Source organism: Thermocatellispora tengchongensis, from assembly GCF_014202315.1.
GTDB classification, from domain to species: Bacteria; Actinomycetota; Actinomycetes; order Streptosporangiales; family Streptosporangiaceae; genus Thermocatellispora; species Thermocatellispora tengchongensis.
This window is the reverse complement of record NZ_JACHGN010000003.1, coordinates 167745-189392: the sequence shown is the minus strand read 5'-3', so window position 1 is coordinate 189392 and position 21648 is coordinate 167745. Positions and strand designations below refer to the sequence as shown.

General features: G+C 73.3%; 25 protein-coding genes. 4 read left to right on the top strand and 21 right to left on the bottom strand.

Annotated features, from left to right (window positions below; all coding sequences use genetic code 11):
• Nucleotides 1-92 precede the first annotated feature (92 nt).
• The 11 genes from HNP84_RS07240 to HNP84_RS07190 all read right to left on the bottom strand — a co-directional run bounded on the left by HNP84_RS07240 (nt 93) and on the right by HNP84_RS07190 (nt 10743).
• Nucleotides 93-302 (bottom strand): hypothetical protein, encoded by a 210-nt coding sequence (locus HNP84_RS07240; protein ID WP_185048612.1) that lies wholly within the window; start codon nt 300-302, stop codon nt 93-95.
• Nucleotides 303-405: 103 nt separating this feature from the next.
• Nucleotides 406-1200, bottom strand: a complete 795-nt coding sequence (gene trpA, locus HNP84_RS07235; RefSeq protein ID WP_185048611.1) for a tryptophan synthase subunit alpha — start codon at nt 1198-1200, stop codon at nt 406-408.
• 60 nt (nt 1201-1260) lie between these two features.
• Entirely contained in the window at nt 1261-2484 is a 1224-nt protein-coding gene (gene trpB, locus HNP84_RS07230; protein WP_221336036.1) for a tryptophan synthase subunit beta, read from the bottom strand.
• Nucleotides 2485-2513: 29 nt separating this feature from the next.
• Nucleotides 2514-3353: an indole-3-glycerol phosphate synthase TrpC gene (gene trpC / locus HNP84_RS07225; RefSeq protein ID WP_185048610.1), complete on the bottom strand. Its 840-nt coding sequence runs from the start codon at nt 3351-3353 to the stop codon at nt 2514-2516.
• A gap of 238 nt (nt 3354-3591) precedes the next feature.
• On the bottom strand, nt 3592-4032 hold the full coding sequence (locus HNP84_RS07220; protein WP_185048609.1) for a DUF2752 domain-containing protein: 441 nt from the start codon (nt 4030-4032) through the stop codon (nt 3592-3594).
• Nucleotides 4032-4442, bottom strand: coding sequence for a CD225/dispanin family protein (locus HNP84_RS07215; RefSeq protein WP_185048608.1), 411 nt, complete (start codon nt 4440-4442; stop codon nt 4032-4034). The genes HNP84_RS07220 and HNP84_RS07215 overlap by 1 nt, the downstream gene beginning before the upstream one ends.
• A 126-nt stretch (nt 4443-4568) precedes the next feature.
• Nucleotides 4569-5183, bottom strand: a complete 615-nt coding sequence (locus HNP84_RS07210; RefSeq protein WP_185048607.1) for a Trp biosynthesis-associated membrane protein — start codon at nt 5181-5183, stop codon at nt 4569-4571.
• A complete protein-coding gene (gene hisI / locus HNP84_RS07205; RefSeq protein WP_185048606.1) occupies nt 5183-5542 on the bottom strand; it encodes a phosphoribosyl-AMP cyclohydrolase in 360 nt (119 codons plus the stop codon). The genes HNP84_RS07210 and hisI overlap by 1 nt, the downstream gene beginning before the upstream one ends.
• Before the next feature lie 51 nt (nt 5543-5593).
• Nucleotides 5594-6964: an FAD-binding oxidoreductase gene (locus tag HNP84_RS07200; protein WP_185048605.1), complete on the bottom strand. Its 1371-nt coding sequence runs from the start codon at nt 6962-6964 to the stop codon at nt 5594-5596.
• Nucleotides 6965-7120: 156 nt separating this feature from the next.
• Nucleotides 7121-8899, bottom strand: coding sequence for an ABC transporter ATP-binding protein (locus HNP84_RS07195; RefSeq protein WP_185048604.1), 1779 nt, complete (start codon nt 8897-8899; stop codon nt 7121-7123).
• Nucleotides 8896-10743 carry an ABC transporter ATP-binding protein gene (locus tag HNP84_RS07190; RefSeq protein WP_185048990.1) on the bottom strand — a complete coding sequence of 616 codons (1848 nt, stop codon included), beginning with the start codon at nt 10741-10743 and terminating at the stop codon, nt 8896-8898. Before HNP84_RS07190 ends, HNP84_RS07195 begins: the two co-directional genes overlap by 4 nt.
• A 162-nt stretch (nt 10744-10905) precedes the next feature.
• On the opposite strand from HNP84_RS07190, the gene HNP84_RS07185 reads away from it, so the two are divergent.
• The 3 genes from HNP84_RS07185 to HNP84_RS07175 all read left to right on the top strand — a co-directional run bounded on the left by HNP84_RS07185 (nt 10906) and on the right by HNP84_RS07175 (nt 13663).
• Entirely contained in the window at nt 10906-11559 is a 654-nt protein-coding gene (locus HNP84_RS07185) for a TIGR03085 family metal-binding protein (protein ID WP_185048603.1), read from the top strand.
• 327 nt (nt 11560-11886) lie between these two features.
• Nucleotides 11887-12048 (top strand): hypothetical protein, encoded by a 162-nt coding sequence (locus tag HNP84_RS07180; RefSeq protein ID WP_185048602.1) that lies wholly within the window; start codon nt 11887-11889, stop codon nt 12046-12048.
• 211 nt (nt 12049-12259) lie between these two features.
• Complete coding sequence (locus HNP84_RS07175; RefSeq protein ID WP_185048601.1) at nt 12260-13663, top strand: glutamine synthetase family protein; 1404 nt, start codon at nt 12260-12262, stop codon at nt 13661-13663.
• Here the strand turns inward: HNP84_RS07175 and HNP84_RS07170 are convergent.
• The 10 genes from HNP84_RS07170 to hisD all read right to left on the bottom strand — a co-directional run bounded on the left by HNP84_RS07170 (nt 13660) and on the right by hisD (nt 20999).
• Nucleotides 13660-14790, bottom strand: a complete 1131-nt coding sequence (locus HNP84_RS07170; protein WP_185048989.1) for an LLM class flavin-dependent oxidoreductase — start codon at nt 14788-14790, stop codon at nt 13660-13662. The genes HNP84_RS07175 and HNP84_RS07170 overlap by 4 nt on opposite strands.
• Nucleotides 14791-14859: 69 nt before the next feature.
• Nucleotides 14860-15630, bottom strand: a complete 771-nt coding sequence (hisF, locus tag HNP84_RS07165) for an imidazole glycerol phosphate synthase subunit HisF (RefSeq protein ID WP_185048600.1) — start codon at nt 15628-15630, stop codon at nt 14860-14862.
• On the bottom strand, nt 15627-16067 hold the full coding sequence (locus HNP84_RS07160) for a RidA family protein (RefSeq protein ID WP_312924049.1): 441 nt from the start codon (nt 16065-16067) through the stop codon (nt 15627-15629). Before HNP84_RS07160 ends, hisF begins: the two co-directional genes overlap by 4 nt.
• Before the next feature lie 27 nt (nt 16068-16094).
• A complete protein-coding gene (gene priA / locus HNP84_RS07155) occupies nt 16095-16820 on the bottom strand; it encodes a bifunctional 1-(5-phosphoribosyl)-5-((5-phosphoribosylamino)methylideneamino)imidazole-4-carboxamide isomerase/phosphoribosylanthranilate isomerase PriA (protein ID WP_185048598.1) in 726 nt (241 codons plus the stop codon).
• Between the two features lie 4 nt (nt 16821-16824).
• Complete coding sequence (locus tag HNP84_RS07150; protein ID WP_185048597.1) at nt 16825-17169, bottom strand: hypothetical protein; 345 nt, start codon at nt 17167-17169, stop codon at nt 16825-16827.
• Nucleotides 17166-17801 (bottom strand): imidazole glycerol phosphate synthase subunit HisH, encoded by a 636-nt coding sequence (gene hisH, locus HNP84_RS07145; RefSeq protein WP_185048596.1) that lies wholly within the window; start codon nt 17799-17801, stop codon nt 17166-17168. The genes HNP84_RS07150 and hisH overlap by 4 nt, the downstream gene beginning before the upstream one ends.
• Nucleotides 17792-17947 (bottom strand): CG2302 family histidine operon protein, encoded by a 156-nt coding sequence (locus HNP84_RS52650; protein ID WP_185049052.1) that lies wholly within the window; start codon nt 17945-17947, stop codon nt 17792-17794. The genes hisH and HNP84_RS52650 overlap by 10 nt, the downstream gene beginning before the upstream one ends.
• Nucleotides 17948-18010: 63 nt before the next feature.
• The gene (gene hisB / locus HNP84_RS07135) at nt 18011-18604 is read right to left on the bottom strand and encodes an imidazoleglycerol-phosphate dehydratase HisB (protein ID WP_185048595.1); all 594 of its coding nucleotides are present in this window, start codon (nt 18602-18604) and stop codon (nt 18011-18013) included.
• Entirely contained in the window at nt 18601-19695 is a 1095-nt protein-coding gene (locus tag HNP84_RS07130) for a histidinol-phosphate transaminase (protein WP_185048594.1), read from the bottom strand. Before HNP84_RS07130 ends, hisB begins: the two co-directional genes overlap by 4 nt.
• A complete protein-coding gene (gene hisD, locus HNP84_RS07125) occupies nt 19692-20999 on the bottom strand; it encodes a histidinol dehydrogenase (RefSeq protein ID WP_185048593.1) in 1308 nt (435 codons plus the stop codon). Before hisD ends, HNP84_RS07130 begins: the two co-directional genes overlap by 4 nt.
• A 117-nt stretch (nt 21000-21116) precedes the next feature.
• Between hisD and ybaK the strand changes: the two genes are divergently transcribed.
• Nucleotides 21117-21620, top strand: coding sequence for a Cys-tRNA(Pro) deacylase (ybaK, locus tag HNP84_RS07120; RefSeq protein ID WP_185048592.1), 504 nt, complete (start codon nt 21117-21119; stop codon nt 21618-21620).
• Nucleotides 21621-21648: the final 28 nt, after the last annotated feature.

The window sequence follows — 21648 nt, the reverse complement described above, 5'->3', positions numbered from 1 at the left end:
CGTCACGAGCACCATGGTCTCCTCGAAAGGACGCGGTCCGTAAACCGGGGATGGCGCAACCGCCATGGATGCGCACAGTACCCGCTGTCATCTCAGCATGCCGCCGATAAGCGCGCGATAAGGCGACGTTCGAACACGCTCTTGCCCGTAATCAGGGCTTCGGCGGGACAAAACAGGGCAGGACGACCGGGCACGCCGGTCAGGCACAGGACACCGGGCACGGCGCTCTGGCACAGCACACCGGACACGGCGCTCTGGCACAGCACACCGGACACGGCGCTCTGGCACAGCACACCGGACACGGCGGTCAGGCGCGGCGGCCGGGCACGGCGGCCGGATATCGGGCATCGGGTGTGCGGAAGCGGGCCGGCGCCGCCGTGGCGGGCGCCGGCGGGTGGGGCACGGTCAGGCGCGTACGCCCTTGGCCAGCTCCGCGGCCAGCTCGCGCACGGCGGCGAGGCCGGTGGCCTCGTCGGGCGCGTCGAGGAGGCGGCGGATGAAGGCCGAGCCCACGATGACGCCGTCGGCGTAGCCGGCCACCTCGGCGGCCTGCGCGCCGGTGCCGACGCCGAGGCCGACGCACACGGGCAGCTCGGTGTGCGCGCGGGTGCGCTTGACCAGCGACTCGGCGGCCGAGCTGACGGTCTCTCTGGCCCCTGTGACGCCCATGAGCGAGGCGGCGTACACGAAGCCGGTGCAGCACTCGGCGACGGCCTGGATGCGCTCGTCGGTGGAGCTGGGCGCCACCAGGAACACCGTGTCGATCCCGGCCCCGGCCGAGGCCTCGCGCCACGGCGCGGCCTCCTCGGGCGTGAGGTCGGGCGTGATCGTGCCCGCGCCGCCCGCGTCGGCCAGGGCGCGGGCGAAGCGGTCGGCGCCGTAGCGGTCGATCGGGTTCCAGTAGGTCATGACCAGGGTGGCGGCCCCGGTCGCGGCCACGCCCTCGACCGTGCGCAGCACGTCGGCGATGCGGGTGCCGTTGCTGAGCGAGCGGTGCACGGCGTCCTGGATGGTCGGGCCGTCCATGAGCGGGTCGGAGTAGGGCAGGCCGATCTCGATCACGTCGCAGCCCGCCTCGACCATGGCCGTGGCGGCGGCGATGCCGCCTTCCTTGGTGGGAAAGCCGGCGGGCAGGTATCCGATCAGCGCGGCGCGGCCCTCGGACCGGGCCCGTTCGAATACGGAGGCAAGTGTCGTCATTGTGGATGGTGTCCTTAGTCGGGCATGTCCGGCGGGCCGCCGTGCTGACGCCGTGCTGACCTACAGGTTGAAGTACTTCATGGCGGTGCCCATGTCCTTGTCCCCGCGTCCGGAGAGGTTGACCAGGATGGTCGCCTCCGGGCCCAGCTCGCGGCCGAGCTTCAGCGCGCCCGCCAGCGCGTGGGAGGACTCGATGGCCGGGATGATGCCCTCGGTGCGGGCGAGCAGCGAGAACGCCTGCATGGCCTCGTCGTCGGTGACGCCGTGGTAGGTCGCCCTGCCGGAGTCCTTGAGCCAGGCGTGCTCGGGGCCCACCCCGGGGTAGTCGAGGCCGGCCGAGATCGAGTGCGACTCGATGGTCTGGCCCTCGTCGTCCTGCAGCACGTACGTGCGCGCGCCGTGCAGCACGCCGACGCTGCCCGCGGTGAGGGTGAGCGCGTGCTCGCCGCTCTCCAGGCCGTGCCCGGCGGCCTCGTAGCCGTGGAGCCGAACCCCCTCGTCGCCGATGAAGGCGTGGAAGATGCCGATCGCGTTGGAGCCGCCGCCGACGGCCGCGCACACCGCGTCGGGCAGCCTGCCGGTGAGCTCCAGCATCTGGCGGCGGGCCTCGACCCCGATGATCCGGGCGAAGTCGCGCACGATCTCGGGGAACGGGTGCGGGCCCGCGACGGTGCCGAAGAGGTAGTGGGTGTGGTCCACGTTGGTGACCCAGTCGCGGAACGCCTCGTTGATGGCGTCCTTGAGGGTCTTGCTGCCGTTGTGGACGGGCACGACGGTGGCGCCGAGCAGCTTCATGCGGGCGACGTTGAGCGCCTGGCGCTCGCAGTCGACGGCGCCCATGTAGATCACGCACTCCAGGCCGAGCAGGGCCGCGGCGGTCGCGGTGGCCACGCCGTGCTGGCCGGCGCCGGTCTCGGCGATCACCCGGGTCTTGCCGAGCCGCTTGGTCAGCAGCGCCTGGCCGATCACATTGTTGATCTTGTGCGCGCCGGTGTGGGTGAGGTCCTCGCGCTTGAGCACGATCCGGGCCCCGCCGGCCTGCTCGGAGAAGCGCGGCACGTCGGTCAGCGTGGTCGGGCGGCCGGCGTAGGTGCGCAGCAGGTGGTCGAACTCGCGCAGGAACTCGGGGTCGCGCTTGGCCTCCTCGTAGGTCCTGGCGACCTCGTCCAGGGCCGGGATGAGCGCCTCGGGCACGTAGCGCCCGCCGAAGATGCCGAACTTGCCCCGGATGTCGGGGTCGTCGCCGTGCGGGCCGCCGCCGGCGAAGTCGGCCGCGGTGATCAGGGCGCCCTCGGCGGGCGCGTTGGATGTGGTCACTGGTGTCCCTCTGATCCTTGGTCAGGGCGCGTGGCGTCGAATCGCGTCGCCGGATGCGCCCCGGCGGTGACCAGATCGACGACGGCGGCCTTGGGGTCCTTGCCGGTGACCAGGCTCTCGCCCACGAGCACCGCGTCGGCGCCCGCACGGGCGTACGCGAGCAGGTCGTGGGGGCCTCGGACCCCGGACTCGGCGATCTTGATGATACCGTCGGGGATCTTCGGCGCGAGCTTCGCGAAGACCTCGCGGTCGACCTGGAGGGTTTTCAGGTCGCGCGCGTTGATCCCGATGATCTTGGCCCCGGCGGCGAGCGCGCGCTCGGTCTCCTCCTCGGTGTGCACCTCGACGAGCGGCGCCAGGCCGATGGACTCGGCCCGCTCGATCAGCGACACCAGCGCGTTCTGGTCCAGCGCGGCCACGATCAGCAGCGCCAGGTCGGCGCCGTAGGCCCGCGCCTCCCAGAGCTGGTAGGAGGTGACGATGAAGTCCTTGCGCAGGATCGGGATGTCCACGGCGGCGCGCACCGCGGCCAGGTCGTCCAGCGTGCCGGCGAAGCGGCGCCGCTCGGTCAGCACGCTGATCACGTGGGCGCCGCCCGCCTCGTAGTCGGCGGCCAGGGCCGCCGGGTCGGCGATGGCGGCCAGGGCGCCCTTGGACGGGCTCGACCGCTTGACCTCGGCGATGACCGAGACCTTGTCGCCGCCCAGGGCGGCGTAGGCGTCCTTGGGGTCGGGCGCGCGCTCGGCGCGCCGCTTGAGCTCGTCGAGCGACACGGCCCGCTGCCTGTCGGCGAGGTCTTCCCGCACCCCGTCCAGGATCTCATCGAGCACTGTCATGCCATCTCCTCGCTGCGGAGCTCGGAGTTCGCGGTCGCGAACACGTCGGGCCGATCCGTCCGCTCGCTCACCCGATCAGGGTCCCTCCGGTCGATGTGTGTGGACTGGCCCCGATCCGCGGCCAGGCGAGCCGGCGGCCCCCGGCCGGGCATTGTGCGCGGCCTCGTCTGCCGATGTTATCGGCCTCGGCCGCCCGACCCCGCCATTGGGTGGACGGGGCCGGTCGCGTATGGGCCGGCTAGGGGGCGAGGAATGCGCCGAAAGGCAGGTTGCGCACGATCCAGTACGCGATGACGAGCACGAAGAATCCCCAGATGTACGCCGGGTGCGCCAGCTTCGTGCGTACGGGCCTGCCCTGCCACGATCTCAGCGCCCAGCGCCCCCACCAGAACAGCAGGAACGGAATCGTGGCCACGGCGAGAGGGTTGAGCCCGAGCGCGGCGACGACGTCGCCGTGCGCGAGCGCGTGGATCGTGCGCAGGGTGCCGCAGCCGGGACAGAACAGCCCGGTCGCCCACAGGAAGGGGCAGGTCGGGTAGTGGCCCGGCTGGTTGGGGTCGCGCAACCCCACGACGACGAACACCGCGCCCGTCGCCGCCGCGACACCGAGCGGCGCGAGGACGGCCCGGAGCCGTTCTCTCGTCGTCCGCCGCCCGGCGGTCGCAAGGTGCAACGTCATCAGTAGCTGCTGTAGGTCGTCGCGGTGGAGAAGACGATCACGACGAAGACGAAGTAGAGCACGATGGCGAGCACGTTGACGATCAGACCGACGATGAGCGCCCGCTTCCACCACGTCTTGGCCTCGTCGGAGGCCGCGATCGCGCCCTGGTAGTCGCCCGCCGCCCACTTGGAGTTGACCTGCGAGGACTTCACGATGGACACGATACCGAACGGAAGGCAGCAGAACAGCGTCGTGAGGATCGCCGGGACGAGGTGGTTGTCGGGAGGCGACTGAGGCGCGCCGTAGCCGCCGGGCGGGCCGTAGCCGCCGCCGGGCGGCGGGCCGTAGCCGCCACCGGGCGGACCGTACCCGCCAGGGGGAGGCGTCCCGTAATCGCCCGGACCGCCCGGCTGATTCCCGTAGCTCATTAACTGACTCCTATGTACTCAAGTTCGAGTTGCGGGGCGAAAGCCTAGCGAGAACTGGGGCGCCGAACAGGGGATCGTCCGCTTTGTGGACAACTTGTAACCGACAGTCAATTGTGCGAGCGACTGTCACTTCTCGCTGCGGCCGGGCGCGGGGTCGCCGTCGAGGGTCGGGTCGGCGCCCTGGTCGATGGCGTCCCACAGCTCACGGGCGCTCGCCGGAGCGCCGCTCCGGGCGGCGCCGGCGGACGCCGTACGGGTGCCGGGGCGCTCGTAGCGGTCGGACATGCCGCGCCAGCGCCCGCCGCGGATCACGGCCACCACACCCGCCGCGACCAGCACCAACCCGCCCGCGACCGCCGCTGCCGGCCACGGCCAGGCCACGGCGACCCGCACCGCGTCGCCCGCGATGACGCCCTTGGCGGCCGCGGCGTCGAGCGCGGCCGAGCCGGACAAGGCGGCGGAGCACGCCGCCGCGGCCACACCCGCCCCGCACAGGGCGAGCGCCACGGCGAGCACCCGCCGCCACACGCCCCGGGCGGCCAGGACCGCCAGCGCGGCGGCGCCGCCGGCCAGCGCGAGCGTGCTCGCCCCGGCGGACAGCTCGCCGCCCGTCACCGCGATCTGGCCGTGCGGGCCCGCGGTGCCGGAGGCGACGGTGGCCCACTCGCGCCCGGACGCGAGCAGGGCGAGCCCGGCCCCCGCCGCGCAGGCGAGGACCCACGGGCCCGCTCCGCCGCGCATCAGCGCGTGCCGGTGACCGTGAGGGCCCCGGCGTCGAAGCAGGTGCGGTCGCCGGTGTGGCAGGCCGCCCCGACCTGGTCCACCTGGAGCAGGATCGTGTCGCCGTCGCAGTCGAGCGCCACCGACTTCACCCACTGGACGTGGCCGGAGGTGTCGCCCTTGACCCAGAACTCCGAGCGGCTGCGCGACCAGTAGGTGGCGCGGCCCGTGGTGAGCGTGCGATGCAGCGCCTCGTCGTTCATCCAGGCGAGCATGAGCACCTCGCCGGTGTCGTACTGCTGCACGACGGCGGGCACCAGGCCATCGGGGTTGCGCTTGAGCCTGGCGGCGACGGCGGGATCGAGCGAGTCGGCGGCCATGGCTCAATTCTGCCGCACGGGGCGCGCGGTCCCGCCCCCGCCCGGCGCCGGTCAGCCCATGACCGGGAAGTTGCCGCGGAACACGCCGTGCGGGTCGCGGGCCCGCTTGATCTCGCGCAGGCGGGCCAGCGTCTCCGGGGAGAAGGCGGCGGCGGCCGTGTCGCCCGCCTCCATGAAGGTCAGCGGGCGGCGCTCGCCGGTGTACGGCGCGAGGGCGGCGGCGATCTCTGCGTCGCGGGCGGCGACCAGCCGCGCCGTCTCGGGCGTGGCGAGCACGCCCACGTTGTTGCACAGGTACGGCTCGGGGAAGCTCCCGGCGGCGGACGGCACGGCCGGCGTACGGGCCAGCGCGCCGCCGGTGTGGCGGATCTGGACGCTGTTCAGCGGCCCGACGCCCTGGGGCCCCGCGGCCGTCAGCAGACGGTCGAGCACCAGGTCGTCGAAGCGGGTCAGCATCCGCCCGGCCGCCTTGACCGGCATGGGGGCCACCGGCTCGGCGCACACGTCGCCCAGCTCCGACATCCGCCTGCCGGTCCTGGTGTCCAGGATCACGCCCGGGATCGGCTCGAACCGGCGCAGCAGCTCACGGCCCTCGGCCTCGCCGCCGAGGTGGACCGCGTCGGCGACCACCACCGACAGCCCGCGCAGCGGCTCCGGCACGTTCGGGGACGGCGGGAAGTGCATCAGGGCGAACCACACCGACAGCTCCTCGGGCGCGTCCCGGGTGATCTCCAGGAACGCCTCGCCGACCTCGCGGGCCATCGCGTACGGCCACATGATCCGGCCGCCGTACAGCTCGGGCGCGTCGAACAGCTCCAGCTCGACCGCGGTGACCAGGGCGAAGTCACCTCCGCCGCCGCGCAGGGCGAAGAACAGGCCCGGGTCGGAGCCGGCCGTGACCCGGGCGCGCTCCCCGTCGGCGTCCACCACCTCGAAGGCGCGCACGCTGTTCGCCGCGACGCCGTGGGCCCGGCCGAACCAGCTCATGCCCCCGCCGAGCAGGTAGCCGGTGGCGCCGACCACGGGGCTGCTGCCCGCGAGCGCGCCCAGGCCGTGCTTGCCGGCCTCGTCCAGCACCTCGCCCCAGGACATGCCCGCCTCGAAGCGCACGACCCGCTCGGCGGGGCGCACCTCGACCCCGCGCAGCCGCGAGGGACGCACCAGGATGGCGCCCTCGACGTCGCCGGTCGCGCCGTGGCCGGTCGGCTGCGTCGTCACCGCCAGGCCGGCCCCGCTCGCGAAGGCGACCAGCTTGGCGGCGTCGTCCGCGTCGGCCACCTCCACGACCGCCCGCACCGGCTGGGCGACCGCGACGTTCCACGGCGTCGCCGCCGCCGCGAAGCCCTCCTCGCCCGGCACGAGCACCCGCCCGCGCACCACGCGCCGCAGGTCGTCCCCCAATACCCCGTCGTTGTGGCTCATCGCCTTCCCTTCGTACTCCCCGTCACCGTCGGTTCCCCGTCAGCATCGCGGGGCCGCCTTGGGAGCGACTTGGCGGTGCCTTGGCGGCGCGTTGGCGGCGACTTGGCGCCGGCATGGATCGGGATGAGGGAAGGGGCGAAGGGGTCAGCGGGAGGGTCAGCGGGAGCCGGTGGTGGCGGCCCAGCTCGCGTACAGGCCCGCGTAGACCCCGGGCTCGGCGACCAGCTCGGCGTGCGGGCCGCGCTGCACGATGCGGCCCTTGTCGAAGACCAGCACCTCGTCGGCGGCCTCGGCGGTGGACAGCCGGTGCGCGATCGACACGGCCGTACGCCCCCGGGTCACGCCCTCCAGGGCCCGCGCCAGCCGCACCTCCGTGGCCGGGTCCACGGCGGAGGTGGCCTCGTCCAGCAGCAGCAGGTCGGGGTCGGCGAGGTAGGCGCGGGTCAGCGCGACGAGCTGGCGCTCCCCGGCCGACAGCGACTCCCCGCGCTGCCCGACCCGGGTCTCCAGCCCGGCGGGCAGGCCCTCCAGCCAGTCGGCCAGGCCCAGCTCGGTGAGCGCGAGCAGGATCTCCTCGTCGGTGGCGGCGGGGCGGCCGTAGCGGATGTTGTCGGCCAGCGTGCCGTCGAACAGGAAGCCGTCCTGGGGCACCATCACGATCCGCTCGCGCAGCGAGGAGAAGCGGACCTCGCGCAGGTCGTGCCCGTCCACCAGCACCCGGCCGCCGGTGGGGTCCATCAGCCGGGTGAGCAGCTTGGCGAAGGTGGTCTTGCCCGAGCCGGTCTCGCCGACGACGGCGACGCGGGAGCGCGGCGGGATCTCCACCGACACCTCGTGCAGCACCTGCGGGCCGCCCGGGTAGGCGAAGCCGACGTTCTCGAAGGTGACCGAGATGGGGCCGCGCGGCAGCGTCACGCCGTCCTCGCCCGGGTCGGCCACGTCCGGCGGGGTGTCGAGCACGCCGAGGATGCGCCGCCAGCCCGCCACCGCGTTCTGCGCCTCGTTCAGCACCTCGGTGGCGATCTGCAGCGGCGAGATGAACAGCGTGATCAGGAACAGGAAGGCGATCAGGCGGCCGGCGGTGATGCCGCCGTCCAGGCCGAGCCGCACGCCGAGCAGCACCACTCCCGCGATGGCGACCGCGGCCATGATCTCGGTGAGCGGGAACACGGTGGCCACGATCCGCTGCGCCCGGGTCTGGGCGGCGCGGTTGGCCTCGATGGCCGCGTCCACGCGCCGGGCGGTGCGGTCCTCCGAGCCGTACGCCCGGATCACCGCGGCGCCGACCACCGACTCGCTCACGGCGGCCAGCACGTCGCCGGTGCGCTCGCGCACGGTCGTGTACGCCCCCGACAGCCAGCGCTGGAACCGGGGCAGCGCGACCGCCAGCGGCAGGAAGCACGCCCACACCAGCAGCGTGAGCTGCCAGGAGTAGATCAGCATCAGCACGCTGGCCACCAGCAACTGGCCGCCCGCGATGATGATCATCAGTCCGCCGGACTGCATGAAGGTCGTGATCTGGTCCACGTCGCCGGTGACCCGCGAGACCAGCGCGCCGCGCCGCTCGGTGTTCTGCGTGAGCACCGACAGGTCGTGGACGTGCCGGAAGCCGCGGGTGCGCAGCGTGGCGAGCGAGGACTCCGTCGACTTGTACAGCCGCACGTTCATCCAGTACGCCGCGAGCGCGGTCAGCACGACGGCGGCGGCGCACACCAGCACGGCGGTGCGGATGTAGGGCACGTCGGGCACCGAGCCCTTCAGGCCGGTGTCGATGGTCTGCTGCACCGCGATCGGCACGATGATCTTGCCGATGGTGGCGACCACCGCCAGCGCCAGCGTGCCGGCCAAGCCGCGGCGGAACTCGGGCGTCAGCGACAGCCCTCTGCGCACGGTGGCCAGGGCCGAGCGGTCGATCCCCTGGAACGCGGTGGTCACGCGGAGACCCCTTCGATGTCGTCGTCCTGCAAGTCCTGAAGTTCGTCCAGTTCGTCCAGTTCGTCCAGTTCGTCGTCTGGTTCCTGGTCCTGGTTGAGCGCGGCGCGCTCGGCCTCCTCGCGCTCGTAGGCGGTGACCAGGTTGCGGTAGCCCTCGCAGCGGGTGATCAGCTCCTCGTGCGGGCCCCGGTCGGCGACCCGGCCGTGCTCCAGGTAGACCACCTCGTCGGCGAGCGCGATCGTGGCCATGCGGTAGGCGACCACGACGACGGTGGACGCCTCGGCGGCGTCGCGCAGGCCGTACAGGATCTTGGCCTCGACCTGGGGGTCCACGCTGGAGGTGGCGTCGTCGAGGACCAGCAGCCGGGGCCGGCGCACGACGGCGCGGGCCAGCGCGATGCGCTGGCGCTGGCCGCCCGACAGGCTGGTGCCGCGCTCCCCCACCTTGGTGTCCAGCCCGGCGGGCAGCGCGCTGACGAAGCCGTCGGCCTGGGCCAGGCGCAGCGCGGCCCACACGTCCTCGTCCGGGACGGGCAGGCCGAGGGTGATGTTGCCGCGCACGGTGTCGTCGAACAGGAACGTGTGCTGCGGGGCCAGCGCGACGGCCCGGCTGATCCCGCCGCGCTCGACCTCGCGCAGGTCCACGCCGTCCACGCGCACCGAGCCCTCGTCGGGGTCCACGAGCCGTACCAGGGCCTGCACCAGGGTGGACTTGCCCGACCCGGTGGGCCCCACGAGCGCGACCGTGCGCCCGGCGGGCACCTCGAAGGTGACATCGCGCAGCACGGGCGCGTCGCCGTAGGAGTACGCCAGGCCGCTGACCTCCAGCCGGGCCGGGGAGTCGCCGTCGATGACGGCGGTGCCGTACGACATCGAGCCGGTCGCCTCCAGCACGGCCTGCACCCGGCTCCAGCCCACGACGCTGCGCGGCAGCTCGGCCAGCACCCAGCCCAGGGCCCGGATCGGGAAGGCCAGCAGCGTGAACAGGTAGGCGACCTGGACCAGCGTGCCGGCGGTGACCGCGCCCGACTCCAGCCGCATCGCGCCGAACAGCAGCACCGCGAGCACGCCGAGGGTGGGCAGGGCCTCCAGCATGGGATCGAACAGGCCGCGCACCCGGCCCACGGCGATGTTGGCGTCGCGCAGCTCGTGCGCCTTGGCCTGGAACCTGGCGGCCTCCAGGTCCTCCCGGCCCAGCGTCTTGACCACCAGCGCGCCGTCGAAGCTCTCGTGCGCGATCTCGCTGACCTCGGCGCGGAGCTGCTGGGCGCGGGCGGCCAGCGGGCTCAGCCTGCGCTGGTAGACCATGTTCAGCAGCGCGATGGCGGGGAAGATCAGGAAGCCGACCAGGGCCAGCACCGGGTCGGCCAGGACCATGGCCACGGCCGCCGCGACCAGCATGACCACCACGCCGACCGCCATCGGCAGCGGCGCGAGCGGCGCCCAGGCGGCCTCGGCGTCCGCGCTCGCGTTGGACAGGAGCTGGCCGGTGGGGTGGCGGTGGTGCCAGGCCAGCGGGAGCCGCAGGTACTGCCGGGTGACCTCGCGCCGGGAGCGGGCCTGCATGCGGTACTGCATGACGCCGGCCAGGAAGCGCCTGAAGGCGACGCCGCCGGCCTTGACCAGGGCCACGCCGATGATCAGCGCGACGCCGGCCGCGACCGTGCCGCCCGCCACGTCCCCGTCGGCGAAGGAGGGCAGCACCACGTGCTCGGTGGCCCAGCCCAGCGCCCAGGCGGACGCGACCGTCATCAGGCCGTAGACGCCGCTGGCCAGCACCGCGAAGGTGAACACCACGGGCTCGGCTCGGATGGACACCCACAGGACCGCGAGCCCCTGTCTCATGATGGCCGAGGTGACCTTGCTCGCCACGTCGTGAGCGTCCTTTCGCCGAGTCCGGTCGCCCTTACCGCTCTTTGGTGGTCGGTAAGCGCCATTTCCGCTTAAGTCCCTATCACGGCACGCTCCTGGCTTATTCCCAAGCCTGCGCTTGTTACGATCGCGAACGTGAGCCACGCACGAGCGGAACGCGCCGCGATCAGCGACCTGTTCGAGCGCCTCGGCCCCGACGCGCCGACTCTCTGCGCGGGCTGGACCGCCTTCGACCTGGCGGCCCACCTGGTCCTGCGCGAGCGCCGCCCCGCCGCCGCCGGAGGCATCGCACTGCCGGCCCTGGCCGGATACACCGCGGGGGTGCAGCGCGCCCTGAAGGAGCGCCACGGCTTCGAGGGCCTGGTACGCCTGGTGCGCTCGGGCCCCGGCGGCTTCTACCGCCTGATCCCCGGCATGGACGAGGCGGTCAACACGCTGGAGTACTTCGTGCACCACGAGGACCTGCGCCGGGCCCAGGAGGGCTGGGCGCCCCGCGAGCTGCCGCCGGACCTGGACAACGTGATCTGGAAGCGCCTGTCGGCCGGCGCCCGGTTCATGCTGCGCAGGTCGCCGGTGGGCGTGGTGCTGCACCGCATCGGCGCCCCCGAGGGCGCACAGGGCCGGGCGGTCGCGCTCGGCGGCCCCAAGGGCGGCCCGCGGGTGGAGGTGACCGGCACGGCCGGGGAGCTGCTGCTGTTCTGCTTCGGCCGCCAGGAGCACGCCCGGGTCGAGCTGACCGGCGACCCCGGGGCGGTCGCGCGCCTGAAGGAGGCTCCGCTGGGCGTATGAGGTGACCGGTTCCCGTTCCTGAACCCGGTCACACCCCGCGGCGGCGTGCGACATCTCACACAACCGGCATGGCTCGAAAGGACGCCGAGGTAGCGGCGGGGAACTAGCCGGATTTCGAGCAGTTTGCCGCTTTTCTGCTCCAACCTCTGCGCATTTTGGCCGCACACGGCGCCGCGCGGGCGGCTAGTGTGCGTGATGGACGGGCATCGGCCGGGTCAGGGCGTGGCAGGCGACCGCCGAGACGGCGGCTATGATCACGAATGTTCCCGAGAGCAACCCGTCAGAACCGGGTATATACGCCAGGGATTGGACTGCAGGAGGCCCCCCATGCAGGTCAAGAAGGTCGCCACATATGCAGCCGTGGCGTTCGTGGTGTTCTACTTGTTCACCCGGCCGACTGACGCGGCCAGCGCGGTCAACGGTGTGATCGCCGGGATCATGAATGGAGCGGACCAACTCGCGACATTCTTCAGTGAGGTACTGACCTGACAGGTCCGGTCGTGGAGTCAATTCGGGGAGTTCACCGCTGACGTCTCCCGGGTCGCGTCCACCCTGACCGTCATCGGCGTGCCCGCGACCGGGCACGCCGCGCCGGGTCCGCCCATGGCTCGGGCCGCACCTCACCCCCGCCGCCGCACACGGCGGGGCCGAGGCGTGGGCGGTCCTTTTCCCGGCGGCGATGACGTGCTACGCAGGCAGGATGAGAGATCGCCCCACAGCACGCGAGATCCAGCCCCTCGACCCGGCCGCCAGGCGCATCCTGGAGCGCACCGAGATCGAGGGCATCGAGCTCATCCGGTTCCTGTACGCCGACCACGGCGGCGTCATCCGCGGTAAGGCGACCTCGCGCGCCCGGCTCTCCGAGCGCCTCGGCACCGGCATCGGCCACACCGTGGCCATGATGGCCATGAACATGCTCGACCAGCTCCAGCCGGTCGAGGGCATGGGCCCGGTGGGCGAGGTGCGGATCGTGCCCGACGTGGCGACGTTCGTGCCGTTGCCGTACGCGCCGGGCGCGGCGGCGATGCTCTCCGACCTGCGCACGCAGGACGGCCGGCCGTGGGCGGCGTGCCCGCGCTCCTTCCTCCGCGACGCGGTCGCGGAACTGGCGGGCGAGGGATACACGCTGATGGCGGCGTTCGAGCCGGAGTTCACGCTGGGCCGCAGGCTGCCCACCGAAGGGCTGGAGCGCCTGGCCCCGATCGACGACAGCCTGTGCTACGCGACGACCGGCTTCGACATCGCCCACGACTACGCGATGCGGCTGGTGCGCGCCCTGGAGACCCAGGGCCTGCGGGTGGAGCACTACCACCCGGAGCTGGGCCACGGGCAGCAGGAGCTGTCGATCCGCCACGCCCCGGCCCTGCGCGCCGCGGACAACCAGGTGATCTATCGCGAGACCGTGCGCGGGATCGCGCTGCGCATGTCCATGTGGGCCTCCCTGGCCCCCAAGCCGATCGCCGACCAGGCCGGCAACGGCGCCCACATCCACCTGTCGCTGTGGGACTCCGAGGGCAAGACCAACCTGTTCGCCCCCGCCCCGGGCGGCGAGGGCGGCGCCGCCCTGTCCGACCTCGGCGGCCACTTCGTCGCGGGCCTGCTCGCCCACCTGCCCGCCCTGGTCGCGCTCACGGCCGGCACCGTCAACAGCTACCGCCGCCTTTCCCCCCGCATGTGGTCCAGCGCGTACGCCTGCTACGGCCCCGACAACCGCGAGGCCGCGGTGCGGGTGTGCTCCCCCCTCACCGAGGGCGCCACCAACCTGGAGTTCAAGCCCGCCGACTCCTCGGCCAACCCCTACCTCGCCCTGGGCGCGGTGATCCACGCCGGCCTCGACGGCATCCGCCGCCGCCTGGACCCCGGCGACCCGGTGACCGTGGACCCCGACACCCTCTCCGACGCCGACCGGTCACGCGCGGGCATCCACCGCCTCCCGGCCACCCTGCCGGAGGCCCTGGACGCCCTGGAGTCGGACGAACTGCTGATGGAGGCCCTGGGCCCGCTGCGCCGCACGGCGTACCTGGCGGTCAAGCGCTCCGAGGCCGCCGCCTTCGCCGCCCACGACGCGTCATACGAACTGTTCCACCACTTCCGCGTCTTCTAGACGAAGGCAGGGGCCGGCCGGTTCCGGGCGCGGAAGGCGGGCAGGACCCCCTCGCCGAACCAGTACGCCTCCTCCAGGTGGGGGTAGCCGGACAGGATGAACTCCTCCACGCCCAGCGCGGCGTACTCCTCGATGCGCTCGGTCACCTGGGCGTGCGAGCCGACCAGGGCGGTGCCGGCGCCGCCGCGGACCAGGCCCACTCCGGCCCACAGGTTGGGGTGGATCTCCAGGGCGCGCACGCCGTCGCCGGGGGTGTAGGAGGAGTGCAGGTCGAGCATGCGCCGCTGGCCGACCGACTCGCTGCGGCCCAGGACCTCGCGGGCGCGGGCGATGTCGGCGGGGTCGAGCGCGTCGAGCAGGCGGGCGGCCTCGGCCCAGGCGGCGGCCTCGGTGTCGCGGGTGATCACGTGCAGGCGGATGCCGAACCGCAGCGTACGCCCCCGCTCCCCGGCCAGCTCCCGCATCCACGCGATCTTGGCGGCCACCTGGTCCGGCGGCTCGCCCCAGGTGAGGTAGACGTCGGCGTGCCCGGCGGCGACCGGCCCCGCCGCCGGGGACGAGCCGCCGAAGTAGATCAGCGGCGCCGGCTCGGGCGGCTCGGCCACGGTCGCGCCCTCGACTCGGTAGTGCTCGCCCTCGAAGTCGTACGGCGTGCCGCTCCACGCGCCGCGCACGATCGACAGGAACTCCTCGGTCCTGGCGTAGCGCTCGTCGTGCGGTAGATGGTCGCCGAACCTGCGCTGCTCGGCGTCCTCGCCGCCGGTCACCACGTTGAGCAGCAGCCGCCCGCGCGAGAGCCGCTGGTAGGTGGCCGCCATCTGGGCGGCGAGCGTGGGCGACAGGAAGCCGGGCCGGAAGGCCACCAGGAACCGCAGCCGCCGGGTCTCCCTGGTCAGCGCCGCGGTCACCAGCCAGGCGTCCTCGCACCAGGTGCCGGTGGGGGTCAGCACGGCCTCGAACCCGAGCTGCTCGGCCGAGCGGGCGACCTGGGCGAGGTACTCGATGTCCGGCGGCCGGTACGCGCCCGACGCGCCGCCGGGCAGGCCGTGGCCCCGCGCCAGGCCGTGGCCGCCGCCGCTGAGCGCCCGGCTGTCGCCGGACGTGGGCAGGAACCAGTGGAACTTCAGCACCCCGCCATGGTCGCGCCGATAAACCCACAAAGTCAATCGGTTAAGCGGGGTATTTCTCCCAGTGGGTCAGCGAGTGGGGATGCCCGCGTTCGCCATGGTCTTCTTGATCTCGCCGATCGTGAGCTGGCCGAAGTGCAGCACGCTGGCGGCGAGCACCGCGTCGGCGCCGGCCTCCACCGCGGGCGGGAAGTGCTCCAGGGCGCCCGCCCCGCCGCTGGCGATGACCGGGACCGTCACCGCCGCCCGCACGGCGCGGATCATCTCCAGGTCGTAGCCGTCGCGGGTGCCGTCGCCGTCCATGCTGTTGAGCAGGATCTCGCCCACGCCCAGCTCCTGGCCCCGCCGCGCCCACTCCACCGCGTCGATGCCGGTGCCGCGCCGGCCGCCGTGGGTGGTCACCTCGAAGCCGCTCGGCGTGGACACCCCCTCACGGACCCGGCGGGCGTCCACCGACAGCACGATGCACTGGGCGCCGAACCGGCGCGATGCCTCGGTCAGCAGCTCGGGCCGGGCGATGGCCGCGGTGTTGAGCGAGACCTTGTCCGCCCCCGCGCGCAGCAGCCGGTTGACGTCCTCCACCGAGCGCACTCCCCCGCCGACGGTCAGCGGGATGAACACCTGCTCGGCCGTGCGCCGCACCACGTCGTACATGGTCTCGCGCTCCCCCGACGACGCGGTGATGTCGAGGAAGGTCAGCTCGTCGGCGCCCTCGGCGTCATAGCGGCGGGCGAGCTCCACCGGGTCGCCCGCGTCGCGCAGGTTCTCGAAGTTGACGCCCTTGACCACCCGGCCCGCATCGACGTCCAGGCACGGAATCACGCGTACGGCGACGCTCACCGCACTCCCTCCCCTTGCGGCTCCTCCGGGAGCCCTCTCGGCGCGGGGACCTGCTCGTCCCTCCGGTACGCCTCGACCTCGATCTCGACCAGCATGCGCGGGTCGATGAGCCCGGCGACCTGCACGCCGGTGCACACCGGGCGCACGTGCCGGAACAGTTGCGCGTGCGCCGCCCCCACCTCGTCGTAGTGGGAGGGGTCCACGACGTAGTAGCGGGTGCGGACGACGTCGTCGCGCGTCAGCCCGGCGCGCTCGACCGCGTCGAGCGCGATGCCGAAGGCCGTGAGCGCCTGCTTGCGCACGTCGCCGACGTGGCGCACCTCACCGTCGATCGTCGAGGTGCACCCCGAGACGATCACCCATGGCCCGGCCACGACGGCACGCGCGTAGCCGTAACGCTCTTCCCACACTCCGCCGCTGAAGATGCGATTGCCCACCGGATCCCTCCACACGCTGGTCGGGCCTCAGGTGCTCACCGCGGCGAGGGCTTCCTCAAGGGTGAACGCCCGTGCGTACAGCGCCTTGCCCACTATCGCGCCCTCCACTCCGGCGGGAACGAGGGTGGCGAGAGTACGCAGGTCATCGAGGGAGGAAACGCCCCCGCTGGCGATGACCGGCTTGTCGGTACGGGCGCAGACCTCGCGCAGCAGCTCGACGTTCGGCCCGCGCAGCGTGCCGTCCTTGGTCACGTCGGTGACGACGTAGCGGGGGCAGCCGTCGGACTCCAGCCGGTCCAGCACCTCCCACAGGTCGCCGCCCTCGCGGGTCCAGCCCCGGGCGGCGAGCGTGGTGCCGCGCACGTCCAGCCCGACCGCGATCTTGTCGCCGTGCTCGGCGATGATCTTCGCGCACCAGGCCGGGTCCTCCAGCGCGGCGGTGCCGATGTTGACCCGGCGGCAGCCCGTGGCCAGCGCGGCGGCCAGCGACTCGTCGTCCCTGATCCCGCCGGACAGCTCCACGTTCACGTCCAGCGCCCCGACCACCGAGGCCAGCAGCTCTCGGTTGGAGCCGCGGCCGAACGCCGCGTCCAGATCGACCAGGTGGATCCACTCCGCGCCGGCCTCCTGCCAGGCGAGGGCGGCGGCGAGCGGATCGCCGTAGGAGGTCTCACTTCCGGCCTCGCCCTGGACCAGGCGCACGGCCTGGCCGTCCGCGACGTCCACGGCGGGCAGCAGCACCAGCGACGACATGTGTTCACGACCTCCGGTCGAAGATGAGGGTGACGAGCACCGGGACCAGCAACAACGACAGTACGAACACGCCCAGGCGCGCCGCCCATGCGGACGTCAGCAGCCAGGCGAGCACCTGGACGAGCACGAACAGCAGCACGACCACGGCGTTCTGCGCGCGGCGGCGGCGGGCGATCAGGCCGCCCTGCCGCGCCACGCGCACCGGCCGGGGCAGCAGGGCGGTCACCCGGCCGCGCAGCTCGCGCCGGCGCGCCGCCCTGGCCTCGCGCTCGGCGCGTAACGCGGCCTGCCTGGCGCGCTCGGCCTCGCGCAGCGCGCGCCGCCGCGCCCGCTCGCCCCGCTCGCTCACTTCAGGGTCCTGACCCAGTTCTCCAGCAGGGTGGCGCCGGCGTCGCCGGACTTCTCCGGGTGGAACTGGGTGGCCATCAGCGGGCCGTTCTCGGCGGCGGCCACGAACCGCTCGCCGTGCTCGGCCCAGGTCACCAGGGGCTCGGGGAACCCGGGCCCGGCCTGCAGCTCCCAGCGGCGCACCGCGTAGGAGTGGACGAAGTAGAAGCGCGTGTCGGCGGGCAGGCCCGCGAACAGCACCGAGCCCTCGGGCGCGGAAACGGTGTTCCACCCCATGTGCGGCAGCACCGGCGCCTCAAGCCGCTCGACGGCACCGGGCCACTCACCGCAGCCCTTGGTGTGCACGCCGTGCTCCACGCCCTCCTCGAACAGGATCTGCATGCCGACGCAGATGCCGAGCACCGGCCGCCCGGCCGACAGCCGCCGGGCGATCGCCCGGTCGCCCTGCACGCCGGTCAGCCCGGCCATGCAGGCCGCGAAGGCGCCGACGCCGGGCACCACCAGGCCGTCGCACTCCAGCGCCGCGTCCAGGTCGGCCGTCACGGTCACCTCGGCCCCGACACGGGCCAGCGCCCGCTCGGCCGAGCGCAGATTGCCCGACCCGTAGTCGAGCACCACCACGTTCACCACCACAGCACCCCCGCCGTGATCGCGAGCGCCGCGCCGACGCCGAGCACCGCGGCGAACAGCTTCAGGCCCTGCTTGAAGAAGGAGACCACGCCGCCGACCAGGAACAGGCCCACGAAGACCATGATCGCGGCAGTCCAGTTATCGGTCACAGCCCCTCCTCCTCCGGCACTCGGAGAGGCCGCGGCGCCCATCGGCCCGCCCGCCGCGCTCGCTCACAGCACGCCCTTGGTGCTGGGCACGCCGCTGGCGCGCGGGTCGGGCTCCGACGCCTCGCGCAGCGCCCGCGCCAGGGCCTTGAACTGCGCCTCCACGATGTGGTGCGCGTTGCGCCCGTACGGGACGTGCACGTGCAGGCAGATCGCGGCCTGGGCGACGAACGACTCCAGGATGTGCCGGGTCATCGTGGTGTCGTAGTCGGGACCGATCATCGGGGCCATGCCCTCGGGCTCGGTGTGCACCAGGTAGGGCCGCCCGGACAGATCCACGGTGACCTGGGCCAGCGACTCGTCCAGCGGGCAGGACGCGCTGCCGAACCGCCGGATGCCCGACTTGTCGCCCAGCGCCTCGCGGAACGCCGCGCCCAGCGCCAGCGAGGTGTCCTCGATCGTGTGGTGCGCGTCGATGTGCAGGTCGCCCTCGGTCTTGACGGTCAGGTCGAACAGGCCGTGCTTGCCGAGCTGGGCCAGCATGTGGTCGTAGAACCCCACGCCGGTGGCGACGTCCACCTGGCCGGTGCCGTCGAGGCCGACCTCGACCAGCACCGAGGTCTCCTTCGTCGTGCGCTCGATCCGGCCCACTCTCGTCACAGCACAGCCTCCAGCGCGGCCCTGAAGGCCGCCATCTCGTCTCCGGTTCCGATGGACACCCGCAGCCACTCGGGCGGGCCGACCTCGCGGATCAGCACGCCGCGGGCGAGCAGCCCCTCCCACACCGCGCGCCGCTGCGGGAACTCGCCGAACAGCACGAAGTTGGCGTCGGAGTCGGCCGCCTTGAGCCCCTTGCCGCGCAGCCACGCCACCGTGCGGTCGCGCTCGGCGCGCAGCTCGTCCACCGTGCCGAGCAGCGCCTCGCGGTGCGCCAGCGCGACCCGCGCCGCCGCCTGGGTCAGCGTGGACAGGTGGTACGGCAGCCGCACCAGCAGCAGCGCCTCGATCACCGCGGGGTGCGCGGCGAGGTAGCCGAGCCGGGTGCCGGCCATCGCGAACGCCTTGGACATCGTGCGGGTCACGATCAGGCGCGGGTGCTCGGGCAGCAGCGTCAGCGCCGAGGGAGTGCCGGAACGGGCGAACTCGAAGTACGCCTCGTCCACCACGACCATGCCCGGCGCCGCCTCCACCACCGCCGCGATCGTCGCGGGCGGCAGGGCGGTGCCGGTCGGGTTGTTGGGCGAGGTGAGGAAGACCAGGTCGGGCCGGTGCTCCTCGATCGCCGCGATGGCCTTGCCCGGGTCGAGCCCGAAATCGTCCTCGCGCGCCCCGGAGATCCACTCGGTCGAGCAGCCGGTGGTGATGATCGGGTGCATCGAGTAGGACGGCTCGAAGCCCAGCGCGGTGCGGCCGGGACCGCCGAACGCCTGGAGGATCTGCTGCAGCACCTCGTTGGAGCCGTTGGCCGCCCACACCCGCGCGGAGTCGAGCCCGTGGCCGAGGTAGGCCGCGAGGTCGGCGCGCAGCGCCAGCGCGTCGCGGTCGGGGTAGCGGTTCAGGCCCGCGGCGTCGCGCCGCACGGCCTCGGCGAGGTCCTCGACCAGGCCGGGCGGCGGCGGGTAGGGGTTCTCGTTGGTGTTCAGCCGCACGGGCACGTCGATCTGCGGCGCCCCGTACGGCGAGCGCCCCCGCAGGTCGGCGCGGATCGGCAGGTCGGCGAGGGAGACCTCGCCGACGGAGGATGACGTCACTGCGGGATCTCCCAGTCGAATCGGGCCCGGATCGCCGCCCCGTGGGCGGGGAGGTCCTCGGCGTCGGCGAGCGCGCACACGTGGGCGGCCGAGCCGGCCAGCGCGTCGCGGTCGTAGTCGATGACGTGGATGCCGCGCAGGAAGGTCTGCACCGACAGCCCCGAGGAGTGGCAGGCGCAGCCGCCGGTCGGCAGCACGTGGTTGGACCCGGCCAGGTAGTCGCCGAGCGAGACCGGCGAGTAGGGCCCGATGAAGATCGCGCCCGCGTTGCGCACCCTCGCCGCGACCGCGGCGGCGTCGGCGGTCATGATCTCCAGGTGCTCGGCGGCGTAGGCATCGACGACCTTGAGCCCGTCGTCGATGCCGGACACCAGCACGATGCCCGACTGCCGCCCCGCCAGGGCCTCGGCGATGCGCTCGGAGTGGCGGGTGGCGGCGACCTGGCCCGGCAGCTCCTTCTCCACCGCCTCGGCCAGCTCGGTGGAGTCGGTGACCAGCACCGCGGCGGCGATCACGTCGTGCTCGGCCTGGCTGATCAGGTCGGCGGCGACGTGCACCGGGTCGGCGGTGCGGTCGGCCAGGATCGCGATCTCGGTCGGGCCGGCCTCGGAGTCGATGCCGATGCGGCCCTTGAGCAGGCGCTTGGCCGCGGCGACGTACACGTTGCCGGGGCCGGTGACCATGGTGACCGGCGGGCACTCCTCGGTGCCGTAGGCGAACATCGCCACCGCCTGCGCGCCGCCCACGGCGTAGACCTCGTTGACGCCGAGCAGCGCGCACGCGGCCAGGATGGTCGGGTGCGGCAGCCCGCCGTGCTCGGCCTGGGCCGGGCTGGTCACGGCCAGCGAGCCCACCCCGGCCTCCTGCGCGGGCACGACGTTCATGACCACGCTGGAGGGGTAGACGGCCCGCCCGCCCGGGACGTACAGGCCCACGCGCTCGACCGGCACCCAGCGCTCGGTCACGGTGCCGCCCGGCACCACCCGCGTGGTCGTGTCGGTGCGGCGCTGGTCGCGGTGGACCAGGCGGGCGCGGCGGATGGACTCCTCCAGCGCGGCCCGCACCTTCGGGTCGAGCGCGCCGAGCGCCCGCTCGATCGCCTCGGCCGGGACCCGGGTGGAGGCGAGCTCCACCCCGTCGAAGCGCTTGGTGAGCTCCCGCAGCGCGGCCACCCCGCGATGATGCACGTCCTCGCAGATCGGCCGGACCAGCTCCAGGGCCGCGGCGACGTCGAGGTCGGCTCGGGGCAGCACGGCGCGGAGGTCCTCGGGCAGGACGCCGCGCAGATCGATACGGGAAATCACCCTCATAGTCTACGGAGTGCCACCGCCTGCACCTATCGTGCCCGCTGTCCGGACACGGCCTTTACACTGTAGATCTATTGTGGGGGTGCGCCGGGCACGGCATTAGGCTACCGACCTGTGGCGAAGACCAAGAGCAAGGGCGGGCAGGGCACACCCGCCACCGTGGCGCTGACCCAGGCCGGGCTGCCGTTCACGCTGCACCCCTACGAGCACGACGCGAACGCCCAGGCGTACGGCGAGGAGGCCGCCGACGCGCTCGGCGTGCCGTACGAGCGGATCTTCAAGACGCTGGTCGCCGAGGTCGAGGGGAACCTGGCGGTCGCGGTGGTGCCGGTCGCGGGCAAACTGGACCTCAAGGCGCTCGCCGGCGCGCTCGGCGGCGGCAAGCGCGCCGCGATGGCCGACGCCGCCAAGGTGGAGCGGGTCACCGGGTACGTCGTGGGCGGCATCAGCCCTCTCGGCCAGCGCCGGGCGCTGCCGACGGTGGTCGATGAGTCGGCCCTCGGGTTCGAGACCATCTACTTCTCCGCCGGGCGGCGTGGGCTGCAGATCGAGACCGCGCCCGGCAACCTCATCGCCCTCATCAAGGCGGTCACCGCCCCGATCGCCAAGGCGGGCTAGCCCCGGTCGGCGAACCTTGCCGAGGCGG

Bases quoted from the DNA above. Each gene is read 5' to 3' on its own strand.
- HNP84_RS07210 (WP_185048607.1), bottom strand. From the start codon at position 5,183: ATGCGCGGCGGAGCGGGCCCGTGGGTCCTCGCCTGCGCGGCGGGGGCC.
- HNP84_RS07190 (WP_185048990.1), bottom strand. From the start codon at position 10,743: ATGAGACAGGGGCTCGCGGTCCTGTGGGTGTCCATCCGAGCCGAGCCC.
- HNP84_RS07215 (WP_185048608.1), bottom strand. From the start codon at position 4,442: ATGAGCTACGGGAATCAGCCGGGCGGTCCGGGCGATTACGGGACGCCT.
- HNP84_RS07220 (WP_185048609.1), bottom strand. From the start codon at position 4,032: ATGACGTTGCACCTTGCGACCGCCGGGCGGCGGACGACGAGAGAACGG.
- hisI (WP_185048606.1), bottom strand. From the start codon at position 5,542: ATGGCCGCCGACTCGCTCGATCCCGCCGTCGCCGCCAGGCTCAAGCGC.
- trpC (WP_185048610.1), bottom strand. From the start codon at position 3,353: ATGACAGTGCTCGATGAGATCCTGGACGGGGTGCGGGAAGACCTCGCC.
- HNP84_RS07180 (WP_185048602.1), top strand. From the start codon at position 11,887: ATGCAGGTCAAGAAGGTCGCCACATATGCAGCCGTGGCGTTCGTGGTG.
- HNP84_RS07200 (WP_185048605.1), bottom strand. From the start codon at position 6,964: ATGAGCCACAACGACGGGGTATTGGGGGACGACCTGCGGCGCGTGGTG.
- HNP84_RS07175 (WP_185048601.1), top strand. From the start codon at position 12,260: ATGAGAGATCGCCCCACAGCACGCGAGATCCAGCCCCTCGACCCGGCC.
- trpA (WP_185048611.1), bottom strand. From the start codon at position 1,200: ATGACGACACTTGCCTCCGTATTCGAACGGGCCCGGTCCGAGGGCCGC.
- priA (WP_185048598.1), bottom strand. From the start codon at position 16,820: ATGTCGTCGCTGGTGCTGCTGCCCGCCGTGGACGTCGCGGACGGCCAG.